This window comes from Streptomyces sp. NPDC020875, assembly GCF_040641415.1.
GTDB lineage: Bacteria > Actinomycetota > Actinomycetes > Streptomycetales > Streptomycetaceae > Streptomyces.
The window spans coordinates 53964-65082 of record NZ_JBFADP010000027.1; the positions used below are offsets into that span (position 1 = coordinate 53964).

An 11119-nucleotide genomic window follows, 5' to 3' on the forward strand; every position below is an offset into this window, starting at 1 on the left:
GACGCCCGCCGCTGACCCGCGCGCGGAGCGGTGCGCTCCGGCGCGCTCCCCGGCGGGGCTGTTCGTCCTGGTGGCGGGGCTGGTGAACTGGTTCACGGCCAGGCCCCGCGGTGCACCGCCCTGCACGCCGACACCGGCCACCCGCACCGGCCCCTGGGTCACTCGGCCGGTGCGCGGGCCGAAGGGCCCGGTCGCTCAGGTTCCGCCGGGTTTGCCCGTCGAGACCAGCAGGAGGACGGACGAGCCCGGTGCCACCGGTGCCGCGCCGCCCCGGGGCTGACTGCTGATCACCTGCCCGGCGGGAGCGTTCCAGTCCGTGTGCCGCATGATCGTGCAGCTCAGTCCGAGTCCGCGCAGCAGGCTTCCGGCCTGTTCGACCGGCATGCCGGCCAGGTCCGGCAGCGCGATGCCCGCTCCCGCGGTCTGCTCCCGCTCCTGTGTCGGAGTCGCATCGGCGCTTCCGCTCTTGGGGGCGCCGGTGGCGAGCGGGGTGCACGCCCCGTTCGCCGATGGGGACAGGGACGGGGAGGCGACGGGCGCGGGCGGCACGGGCTTCAGCGCGAAGAACCCCACCGTGGCGCCTGCCAGCACGCAGCACGCCGCAGCGGTGCCGAGGAGCGCCCGGCGGGTGCGGCTGCGGCTGACGGCTCGCTCGATCGCGGCCGCGTCGACGACCGGCGCCGTCGGCCCGTCGGCGAAGGAGGCCACCGCGGAACGCAGCTCGGCTTCGAGGCCCGGCTCGAACGGGGCCGGTCCGGACGACGTGTTCCTCACTTCGTACCTCCGAAAGCGGCCGACGGCGTGTGCGGCGCCTGGGCGCCCGATACGGAATCGCGCAGCTTGGCCAGGCCGCGGGCGAGCTGGGACCTCACCGCACTCGAAGAGATGTCCAGGACGTCGGCGACCTGCCGGGCGTCCAGATCGTGCAGGTAGTACAGGACCACCACGCTGCGCATGCCCATCGGCAGCCCGAGCAGTGCCTCGATCAGTTCCGCGCGCAGATCCACCTGCCCGAACCGGTCCCGGGGGTCGGCCGTCTCGGGCACCCCCGACAGCCCGGGGCGCTCGCCCCGGCGCGACAGCCGCCGCCATCGGTCGTTGGCCAGGTTGACCAGCACTTTGCGCACGTACGCCTCCGGCGAGTCCGCCACCGCGACCTTCCGCCACTGTCGGCACGCCCGCTCCAGCGCCTCCTGCACCAGATCCTCGGCCACGTGCACGTCGCCGGTCAGCGCATACGCGGTGCGGAACAACGCTCCCGACCGATGTGCGACGAACTCCGTGAATCCGTCGCCCGGACCGCTCCTGCGAAACCTCACTCGCCGACCTCCTCTCCTCGTCCCGATCACTGCCCCCATGACGGCGGAACGGGGCCGAGTGCTGCACCGAGCCGCCGGCGGTGACGTGAATCACAGCCGGGACGGAAGGGTGTCCCAGGGCCTCGCGCCGCTGCCGCCCGGGGTGCGGGCGGGGCCCGGCAAAGCGGAGGGCCGCCGGGCGGGCGGCCCGCAGTCGGCCGAGGAGAACGGGGGCGCCTCTTGCCGGATACTACGGTGACCGTACTACGGTGTGCCGGGTGAAGAACAAGCGTTCCATGCAGGAGCCGACCTTCCTCCTTCTCACCGCACTCGCCGACCGGCCGCGCCACGGCTATGCGCTCGGGGACGAGGTCGCCGCGATCTCCGACGGTCGGGTGCGACTGGGCGCGGGCAGCCTCTACGGCACCCTTGACCGCCTGCTGGCTGAGGGGCTGATCCGCGTCGAGCGTGAGGAGACGGTGGACGGACGCCCCCGACGCGTGTTCACCCTCACCCCGGACGGAGAACAGTCGCTCAGGACCGAGGCCGACCGCCTGCGCTCCGCCCTGCGCGAGGCGGACCGCCGCCTGGCGGCACCCCGGACCCGTTCCGCGGGAGGCTCGGCATGACCTGGAAGCACCCCTGAACGCCTGGTTTCTCCGGCGGGCCCTCGCGCTCTACCCGTCCTCGTACGGCACCGGCGCGCTCACGGAGGTGACCGACTTCGCCGCCCGCCGGATCGCTCTCCGGTCCGGCCGGAGGGCTGCGCGAGGTGGCCGACGTCGCCGGGCACGGAGTCCGGGTCCGGCCCGGCCTGGGCTCCCACCGCCCGACGGGCCGGGCGGTAGAACGCCCCGTACCGGGACGCCTGCTCATCCGTCAGAAACTCGACCGGCACCCCGGACCTCCAGGCAGTTGATCAACACGACTGCCGAAGGTTCAACCACCACGGAACCGCAGGTCAACGGGCTCCGGAGAGCACGGAGGGCTTAGCGCCGGTTTTCGTTCCGATGTTCCTCAACCCCCTGCTACGCCGGGTACAGCGCGTAGAGCGCGAAGGCCGTCGCCAGTGCGGCCGCCAGCGCGCGGGTCGCCGGGCGGGCCCGGTGCCACGGGGGCTCGAAGACCCTTACGTACCGGCCGATCAGCAGCAGCAGCCCCGCGAACATCGGCAGCCACGCCATCCGCGCCACCACCCAGCCCAGGGTGTCCGGCGCCGTTGTCAGGCCGGGGAGCGCGCCCGCGTACGAAGCCGGGACCGCCGCCGCCAGCATCGCCGTCTGGTGCCAGCACAGGATCGTCATCGCCGACAGATTGACCACCACGACCGGCGCCCACAGCCCCGGCCGCCGCGTCAGCAGCGCGCCGAGCCGGTCGCGGAGCAGGATCGCCGCCCCGCTCTGCGCCGCCGCCAGCGCCAGGACCAGCAGCGACGGCGGATGCGAGTTGGTGCGCGGCTCCCCGGGGACGCCGACCATGGACGCCGGATAGCCGAAGAACAGCAGCAGTACGGCGAACAGCGCCACGCCACCGATCAGCAGGACCCGGGCCCGTACCCGGTCGATCCGGCCCTCGCCCCAGATCACGCCCAGCTGATAGGCGAAGAGCCACCCCGGCAGGATGTTGAGCACGCTCAGCCACGACGGCACGGAATCGCTCCACGGCCCGTACCGCAGCAGATCGACCACCGCGACGATCAGCAGCAGCGGGGCCGCCGCCCGGATCCCCAGCGCCCGGGAGGCCCGGACGCAGTACGGGGTCAGGGCCGTGACGACCGTGTAGACACCGACGAACCAGAGCGGCTGGACCACCAGCGTCGACCCGGTACGCAGCGTCGTCCCCGGCACGCCCAGCGCGTACAGCACCGGGATCAGGACCGCCCAGACGGCCGCCACCCCGAGAACGGGCCGCCCCAGCCTGGCCACGCGGCCCCGCAGCCAGGCGGCGGCCGAGCCGGTCCTGCGGTGGTAGGAGCGGACGGAGGCGTACCCGCCGACCAGGAAGAAGATCCCCAGCAGTTGGAGTACCCAGCTCACCGGGGCGAAGAAGCCGAAGGCGCTCAGCGGGCTGGCATTGCGCAGGGCGCCGTCGCCGCCGAGTTCGAGCCCGCCGAGCAGCCAGTGCCCGAGCGGTACGGCGAGCAGCGCGATCGCCCGCAGCCCGTCGATCGCGCGGTCCCGGCCGGCGGGGGTCCGGCGCTCGATCTTCCCGGCGAACGCGGTGTACGAGGCGAACCGGCGGGGCGGGCGGGTCGGCCGGACGTGGTGGGCGGTCGTCATCGGGACTCTCCCCGGGCGATCGCGGCGAAGGCGCGGAGCGAGTCGGTACCGGGCGCGAAGTAGCCGTCGTGGCCCGCCGCCTCCCGCGCCGGGACCCGGCGGGCGCCGAACCCGCCGGAGACGGGGTCCTCGCCGTGGCCCAGCCCGAGGAGTTCGACGTTCGGCACCCGGGCGATCCAGTCGTCCGCGTTCCTGGCGGCCCATACCCGGGCGTCGGTGTCCAGGTCGGCGACGGAGTCCGCGCGCATCCCCGGCGCGCCGAGCACGACGATGTCCGAGGCGTGCGCGTCGGCGGCGGCGAGACCGCAGACGACGGAGCCGTAGCTGTGGCAGAAGAGACTCGGGCGGGGCGCGCCGACGGCGGTCAGGCCCCGGGTGAAGCGGGCCAGCCGAGGGGCCCCGGCCTCGGCGAGACCACCGGTGGCGGCATCGATCCCGACACCGACGGGGGTGGTGTAGCCGGTCCACGCGATCACGGCGGTCCCGCCGTTTCGACCGGCGGCGGGCCCGGTGGTCCGTACGGTCGCGTCCCGCAGGGCCTTCGCCATGCCCGCGACCACCCGGTGGCCCTTGCCCGGCCGGTCGAAGCTTCCCGCGTCGGTGTCCGAACCCGGTACGACCACCGCCACCCGGCGGGCCGTGGCCAGATCCCCGTACACCTCGGCGACCTGCCCCCGGCCGCGCGGGTCGAAGGCCAGGACGCGGCGGCCGTCGCGGGCCAGCCGTTCGTACGGGGTACCGCGCACGGCCCGCGCGTTGGCCTCGTACCGCAGGGCGACCGGTACGCCGTCGAGGTTGCCGACGATCAGCGGATGCCGCGCCACGAGCAGCCGGCGCTCGGCGGGCGTCAGGCCCGCGAAGAAGGCGGCGACCCGCTCGGGCTCGGTTTGCGCCGGGTCAGGCAGCGCCCGCCCCAGCGACCGGTCGGCGCTCCACGCGGCGGCGCCGGGCGGCGGCCCGGTGACGGGCCGCTGCGCGTTCCCCGAAGCCCAGCCCGCGGTACCCGCGACGGCGGAGACGGCGAATACGACCCCCAGCAGAACCCTCTTGAACCGGCGCATCGCCGTTCCCCTCCCTCAGCCACCCACGCCGGTGCGGGGGTGCGACGGAGGGAAGGTAGGAACGGAACGCCTCCCGGTACGTCCCACCGGGGAGCCAACGCGTATGTCATACCGGAGTAGGGGCGGGCCCATCCCGTCCCGCTGGTTCAGGGGCGGGCGGGTGAGGGCTGTCAGGGGAACCGCGCGACAAGCCACGGCCGGTTCGCGGGCCGCGAACGACATCAGCCTGCGGGGCGGAGCCCGGGTAGTGGGCGTTGCCCAGGAGGGCCGAGGCGCTGGGGGTCCCCCATTGCCGAAGGCATAGGGGAGGAACCGCGCGACAAGCCACGGCCGGGCCGCGGGCCGCGAACGCCCGGCTCTACGGCCGCGTTCGCGCGAGGCGCCTCGGCCTGTCACCGGCGGGGGAGCTATGGGGCAATGGGGGGACCCGGTGCCCCCTGAACCGGCCCCGGCTCACTCTCCCGGCCGGACCAGGCCCGATTCGTAGGCGAAGACGACGGCCTGCGCGCGGTCGCGGAGGTCGAGTTTGGCCAGGACCCGGCCGATATGGGTCTTCACCGTCTGTTCCGCGACGATCAGCCTCGCCGCGATCTCCTGGTTGGACAGGCCCCTGGCGATGAGTTCCAGTACCTCCGTCTCACGGGGCGTCAGGCCCTTGAGACGCAGGGACGGGTCCCGGCGCGGCGCCGGGCGCTGGGCGGCGAAGTCGGCGATCAGACGGCGCGTCACCGAGGGCGCCAGCAGCGCCTCGCCCGCCGCGACGATCCGGACCGCCGAGATCAGGTCCGCCGGGGGAGCGTCCTTGAGGAGGAAGCCCGACGCCCCGGCGCGCAGCGCCTCGTACACATAGTCGTCCACGTCGAAGGTGGTGAGCATCAACACCTTGGGGAGGCGGGTCGCCCCCGTCGACGGGTCGAGGATCGCCCGCGCCGCCGCGAGACCGTCCATCTCGGGCATCCGGACGTCCATCAGGACCACGTCCGGGTGGACGGTTTTGGCCACTTCCACCCCGGCCCGCCCGTCCGCCGCCTCGCCCACCACGTCGATATCGGGCTGCGCGGCGAGCAGCGCCGCGAATCCGGCCCGGACCATGGCCTGGTCGTCGACGATGATCAGGCGGATCGTCACGCGGTCCCCTCCCCCGTCCCGGGCCCGGTCAGCGGCAGACGCGCGGCCACCCGGAAACCGCCGTCGGGCAGCGGACCGGTGTCCAGTGTGCCGCCCGTCAACCGTACGCGTTCCCGCATACCGACCAGGCCGTGGCCGGTGCCCGCCGGCTCCAGGGGTCCGGCGGCCGGTTCAGCGGGGGGACCGTTGACGATCAGGACCGTCAGATCGGTGCCGTCGGAGAGTACGGAGACCCGGGTGGCCGCGCCCGGCGCGTGCCGTACGACATTCGCCAGGGCTTCCTGCGCGATCCGGTACGCCGACAGATCGACCGTCTGCGGTACGGCCTCCGGCCCGGTGCTGAGGGACAGTTCCGCGGGCACCCCGGCCCGGACGGTGGCCTCCACCAGCTGCTGGATCCGGTCGATCCCGGGCTGCGGCACCAGTTCGCCGCCGGTGCCGTCGTTCCGCAGCACGGTCAGCAGCCGCCGCATTTCGGCCAGCGACTCCCGGGCGCTCGACGCGATCGTGGTGAACTCCTCCCGGGCCGCGTCCGGGAGGCCGTCGATCCGATAGGGCGCCGAGTCGGCCTGGACGGTGATCACGGACATGTGGTGGGCGACGACGTCATGGAGTTCCCGGGCGATCCTGGCCCGCTCCTCCAGCAGGGTGCGGCGGGCCCGTTCGGTCTCGCTGATGGACTGCTGGGCCGTCAGCCGCCGCTGTACGTCGCTCCGCTCCCGCAGCGCGCCCGCCGCCAGCAGCACCACCCCGGCCAGCACGAACAGCAGCAGCCAGGAGCCGTCGCTCAGATCGGAGCGGACGAGTTCGAAGACGACCCCGGCGATCCCGGTCGCCAGCCAGACCGCGACCAGGGTGTGCCGGGACTCCCGCAGGCCGAGCAGTGCCATCAGGATCAGATAGCCGACGATCACCGTCGGCGGCCAGGGCCAGGACCGGCCCATGGTCTCCTCGCCCGTCAGGGACGCGGCCCCGGCCACATCGGCCGCGAAGACCACCCACCACGCCTGGAGCGGCCGGGTCACCGCCAGCAGCAGGGGTGTGGTCTGGGCGACGGCCAGAGCGCCCGCCACCGCCCCGGTCAGGGCGTAGCCGTCGGTGAGCAGGACCACGGAGGTTGGCAGCAGGACCGCGACGGCGGCGAGCGCGACCGCGTACGGGGCGCGCCGCGCGAGGGCCCTCGGCGCGTCGGCGAACAGCGGGGTCGCCGCGTGGGACGGGGTGCGTACGGCCCGGACGAGCAGGACGAGCTGCTCGCGGACCGTACGCCACAGCGGGGTCTGCGGGGAGGCGGGAGGGTCGGCGGGGCTGGTCACCCCGTCAGCCTAGGCAACCGGGCCGGGCCCGGCGTCGTACTCCGGGGGGTGGTCGGATGTCATACCCGGGTACGACATCGGCCCACGGGCACGTCCCGGAACCCCGCCGGGAACCCCGGGCGCGCGCCGGAACTCCGCCGGGAACCCGGCCCCCCCGCCTCGGCCCCGGGGCGCCGCCGTCACAGCTCCGCCAGCAGCTCCGTCTTCTTCGAGGTGAACTCCTCGTCCGTGACCAGGCCCGCGTCCCGCAGCTCGCCCAGGTGCCGGATCCGTTCGGCGATGTCCGCCGGGTCGCGGCGGGCGGTGGCGGCGGCCAGGGCGAGGGCCGGGGCGGGGCCGGAGCGCTGGACGGACTCCAGGACCGCGGCGGCGAACGGCAGCGACTCGTGGAGCGAGCCGTTGCGGAGCCCGAAGACGACCGCCGCCGGATCCTTGTCGGCGGCGACATCGGCCGGCGCGGCCCGGTCCGGGGTCCGGCGGAGCAGCCGGAGATAGCCGTCGAGGCCCTCGGGGGCGCGCCATTCGACCCCGCTCAGCTCGCCCACCGCGAAACTCTGGTCGCCCGCCTTCCACTTCGTGGACGAGGCGCCGGTACGGGACCAGCGGAAGTCCACATAGCGGCCGTCGAAGGACGCCCGCGCGTCATACGCCTTGAACGCGATGGGGGAGCCGGGCGCCGCCACCACGTACCGTACGGCGGGCTGGTCGGCGTCGGCGGGCAGTACGGCCCGCAGCGCGTCGAGGAAGTGGACGGCGGCGTCCTCCCGGTCGGCGGGGAGCACCATCCGGTACGGATCGTTCCCCTCCCTCAGCTGGCCCGCGGCCGCCGCCATCAGCGGATCGGCGCCGGGCCGTGGCCGTGCTCGCAGGACATGCGTCCCCCGCTTGCCCGGGGTGAGTGTCACCGACGCCAACGCCTCGTGGGGGATGCGGCGTTCTCGGAGCGCCTGAAACAGCTTCGGCGTGCGGTGTCCCCGTTCATAGCGGATGAGCACGGAGTCGGACTCGAACTCCCATGTGGCTTGAATTCCGGCCAGTACATCACCCATACGCATCATCGTAGGGGGCGGGCGCCGTCACGTCGCCCCTTCGGAGCGGTGGGCTTCCGATGATGTTCTACGCGCGTCAGGCCGCTGCTTCACCGGAAAAGTGGCGGCGGGGGCGGCTCCGGGCGGCTGCCTCGCCCCGTACGTCGGTTCAGTGAGCCGGGTTCGGGAGCCTCTGTCCAGTGGTTCCCGGGTTTTTGGCGTGAAACCGTCTCCGTGGCCGATTGCCCCTACCGGACGGCCGGTCGCCGGGGCCGCCGCCGCGTTCCGGTTCCCGGGCCGTACGGGCTCCGTCCACGGGTTCCGCGTACCGGGGCGGACTCCGTACGGATCTCCGCACCAGCGCCCGGATCCCCGGCGCACGCGGGGTTTCACCCCCGGCGCGCGGCGGTCCCGCCCGCGCTTCGGCTCCGCCAGGGGCCCGCCAGCGACGGAACCAGATGGTCCATATAGCGCGACGTCAAATCGCGGATCGCCTCCGCGCTGTGGTCGTCGCCCTCGCTCCACAGCCGCCCCGCGACCCGCATCGCGCCGCCGAAGGCCGCGACCGCCACCCGGACCCGGGGATCCTCGTCGATGTCGACCCCCTCCCGTTCGGCGATGATCCGGCCGATCGTCTCCTCCGTCGCCAGGGACCGGCGGATATGGACCGCCAGCAGGGACGGGGTGGACTCCACCACCAGATACATCCGCATATGCAACTGGAGCGGTACGACGTCCCCGATGGCGACCGCGATCGTGTCCCAGGCGGTCGCCACGGCCTGCCGCATCGCCTCGAACGGCGGCTCCTCCGGCGGCCGGGCCCGCAGGGCGTCGACGAAGTGCAGCTCGGTGATCTCCTGGACGGCGAAGGCGACCTCCAGCTTGCTCGCGTAGTAGCGGAAGAAGGTCCGCTGCGAGACCTCCGCCGCCTCCGCGATCTCGTCGACCGTGGTCTCGTCGAACCCCTTGGTCGTGAACAGTTCCAGCGCCGCCCGCGCCAGGGTGTCCCGGGTCCGCCGTTTCTTGCGCTCGCGCAGTCCGCCGGCCTCCGCCGGCCCGACCGTCACCTCATGCCCTCACTCGATGGTCGTGTCGATCGTCTCCGTGGCCCGACGACCGGATGGGCCCGGCGCCCCCGGCGCGCGCCCCGTGGTGTCCGTATCCGGATATGTCATCCGTACCGCGGCCCGGCCGTACTGCCGTACCGCCGCACGGCCGGGCCCGGCCCCGGTGTGACGGTCTTCGAGTCCCGTCGCGCCGGATGGTCCCGTGGCACGGCCGCGGCCAGCGTACATGTGACCTAGTTGACAGTAACCGACGAATAAAATCGCGGGTCAAGTGTCAGTCGCTGTCACTACGCTCTCCGGTATGACTAGTCAGACCACCATCGAAAAAGCGCCGAGAGAACCCGAGGGCGCCCTCCCGGCGGCGGCCGGAGGGCTCCGCGGCCACCCCTGGCTGACGCTGTTCGCCGTGGCCATCGGCGTGATGATGGTCGCCCTGGACGGCACGATCGTCGCCATCGCCAACCCCGAGATAGCCAAGGACCTCGGCGCCACCTTCGCCGACGTCCAGTGGATCACCAACGGCTACTTCCTCGCCCTGGCCGTGACCCTGATCACCGCGGGCAAGCTCGGTGACCGCTTCGGCCACCGGCAGACCTTCCTCGTCGGAGTCGTCGGCTTCGCCGCCGCGTCCGCCGCGATCGGCTTCTCCGACTCGATCGCCATGGTGATCCTCTTCCGGGTCTTCCAGGGCCTCTTCGGCGCCCTGCTGATGCCCGCCGCGCTCGGACTGCTCCGGGCCACCTTCCCGGCCGAGAAGCTGAACATGGCGATCGGTATCTGGGGCATGGTGATCGGCGCGTCCACCGCGGGCGGGCCCATCGTCGGCGGTCTCCTGGTCGAGAAGGTCAGCTGGCAGTCCGTCTTCTTCATCAACGTGCCCGTCGGCATCCTCGCGGTCGTCCTCGGCGTACTGATCCTCAAGGACCACCGCGCCGAGAACGCGCCGCGCTCCTTCGACGTCCCCGGTATCGCCCTGCTCTCCACCGCGATGTTCTGCCTCGTCTGGGCCCTGATCAAGGCACCCGAGGACGGCTGGGGCTGGGGCGGCGCCAAGACCTGGGGCTTCATCGTCGCGGCGGTCGTGCTCTTCGCGGTCTTCGCGGTCTGGGAGAACCGGGTCGCCGAGCCGCTGATCCCGATGAAGCTGTTCCGCTCCGTACCGCTGGCCGCCGGTACCGTCCTGATGGTCCTGATGGCCATCTCCTTCATGGGCGGACTCTTCTTCGTCACCTTCTACCTGCAGAACGTGCACGGACTCGGGCCCGTCGACGCCGGACTCCACCTGCTGCCGCTCACCGGCATGATGATCGTCGGCTCACCGCTGGCGGGCGCGGTCATCACCAAGACCGGTCCCCGGATCCCGCTGGCGGCCGGAATGATCTTCACCTCCATCGCCATGTTCGGGATGTCGACCCTCGACAAGGGCACCAGCAGCGGCGTGATGTCGATCTGGTTCGCCCTCCTCGGCCTCGGCCTCGCGCCGGTCATGGTCGGCGCGACCGAGGTCATCGTCGGCAACGCGCCGATGGAGCTCTCCGGCGTGGCGGGCGGCCTCCAGCAGGCCGCCATGCAGATCGGCGGCGCGCTCGGTACGGCCGTCCTCGGCGCGGTCATGGCCTCCAAGGTCGACAACGACCTCGCGGGCAACTGGACGGACGCGGGCCTGCCGCCGCTCACCGGCCACAACCTCGACAAGGCCGCGGAAGCGGTCCAGGTCGGAGTCCCGCCGGTGGCACCCGGCACCCCGCCGGAGATCGCCGCGAAGATCGCGGACGTGGCCCACGAGACGTTCCTCTCCGGCATGGGCCTGGCGTCCCTGGTCGCGGCGGGCGTCTCCGCGGTCGCGATCTTCGTCGCCCTCCTCACCAAGCGCGGCACGAACACCCCCGCGGGCGGCGGCACACCCCACATCTGACCCCGGGGGCCCCGGCGCCCCGTCCCG

General features: G+C 73.2%; 10 protein-coding genes. 2 read left to right on the forward strand and 8 right to left on the reverse strand.

Features of this window, described 5'->3' with window-relative positions:
• Positions 1-195: 195 nt before the first annotated feature.
• Together AB0G74_RS17670 and AB0G74_RS17675 are read right to left on the reverse strand one after the other, a co-directional pair.
• Positions 196-774 carry a PASTA domain-containing protein gene (locus tag AB0G74_RS17670; RefSeq protein WP_361146880.1) on the reverse strand — a complete coding sequence of 193 codons (579 nt, stop codon included), beginning with the start codon at positions 772-774 and terminating at the stop codon, positions 196-198.
• On the reverse strand, positions 771-1319 hold the full coding sequence (locus AB0G74_RS17675) for a SigE family RNA polymerase sigma factor (protein ID WP_361146883.1): 549 nt from the start codon (positions 1317-1319) through the stop codon (positions 771-773). Before AB0G74_RS17675 ends, AB0G74_RS17670 begins: the two co-directional genes overlap by 4 nt.
• A 275-nt stretch (positions 1320-1594) precedes the next feature.
• On the opposite strand from AB0G74_RS17675, the gene AB0G74_RS17680 reads away from it, so the two are divergent.
• Positions 1595-1927 carry a PadR family transcriptional regulator gene (locus AB0G74_RS17680; protein ID WP_073810844.1) on the forward strand — a complete coding sequence of 111 codons (333 nt, stop codon included), beginning with the start codon at positions 1595-1597 and terminating at the stop codon, positions 1925-1927.
• Positions 1928-2326: 399 nt separating this feature from the next.
• Here AB0G74_RS17680 and AB0G74_RS17685 read toward each other — a convergent pair whose 3' ends face one another.
• The 6 genes from AB0G74_RS17685 to AB0G74_RS17710 form a co-directional block, all read right to left on the reverse strand.
• The gene (locus tag AB0G74_RS17685; protein ID WP_361146886.1) at positions 2327-3577 is read right to left on the reverse strand and encodes an acyltransferase; all 1251 of its coding nucleotides are present in this window, start codon (positions 3575-3577) and stop codon (positions 2327-2329) included.
• Entirely contained in the window at positions 3574-4638 is a 1065-nt protein-coding gene (locus AB0G74_RS17690) for an alpha/beta hydrolase (protein ID WP_361146890.1), read from the reverse strand. The genes AB0G74_RS17685 and AB0G74_RS17690 overlap by 4 nt, the downstream gene beginning before the upstream one ends.
• A gap of 453 nt (positions 4639-5091) precedes the next feature.
• Positions 5092-5766 carry a response regulator transcription factor gene (locus tag AB0G74_RS17695; protein WP_361146891.1) on the reverse strand — a complete coding sequence of 225 codons (675 nt, stop codon included), beginning with the start codon at positions 5764-5766 and terminating at the stop codon, positions 5092-5094.
• Entirely contained in the window at positions 5763-6965 is a 1203-nt protein-coding gene (locus tag AB0G74_RS17700; RefSeq protein WP_361147014.1) for a sensor histidine kinase, read from the reverse strand. Before AB0G74_RS17700 ends, AB0G74_RS17695 begins: the two co-directional genes overlap by 4 nt.
• Before the next feature lie 296 nt (positions 6966-7261).
• Positions 7262-8131, reverse strand: a complete 870-nt coding sequence (locus AB0G74_RS17705; protein ID WP_361146894.1) for a DUF4429 domain-containing protein — start codon at positions 8129-8131, stop codon at positions 7262-7264.
• Positions 8132-8499: 368 nt separating this feature from the next.
• Complete coding sequence (locus AB0G74_RS17710; RefSeq protein ID WP_361146897.1) at positions 8500-9177, reverse strand: TetR family transcriptional regulator; 678 nt, start codon at positions 9175-9177, stop codon at positions 8500-8502.
• A 301-nt stretch (positions 9178-9478) separates the two neighbouring features.
• On the opposite strand from AB0G74_RS17710, the gene AB0G74_RS17715 reads away from it, so the two are divergent.
• A complete protein-coding gene (locus tag AB0G74_RS17715; protein ID WP_361146900.1) occupies positions 9479-11092 on the forward strand; it encodes an MFS transporter in 1614 nt (537 codons plus the stop codon).
• The last annotated feature ends 27 nt before the right edge of the window (positions 11093-11119 follow it).

Bases quoted from the DNA above. Each gene is read 5' to 3' on its own strand.
- AB0G74_RS17680 (WP_073810844.1), top strand. From the start codon at position 1,595: ATGCAGGAGCCGACCTTCCTCCTTCTCACCGCACTCGCCGACCGGCCG.
- AB0G74_RS17685 (WP_361146886.1), bottom strand. From the start codon at position 3,577: ATGACGACCGCCCACCACGTCCGGCCGACCCGCCCGCCCCGCCGGTTC.
- AB0G74_RS17690 (WP_361146890.1), bottom strand. From the start codon at position 4,638: ATGCGCCGGTTCAAGAGGGTTCTGCTGGGGGTCGTATTCGCCGTCTCC.
- AB0G74_RS17705 (WP_361146894.1), bottom strand. From the start codon at position 8,131: ATGGGTGATGTACTGGCCGGAATTCAAGCCACATGGGAGTTCGAGTCC.
- AB0G74_RS17715 (WP_361146900.1), top strand. From the start codon at position 9,479: ATGACTAGTCAGACCACCATCGAAAAAGCGCCGAGAGAACCCGAGGGC.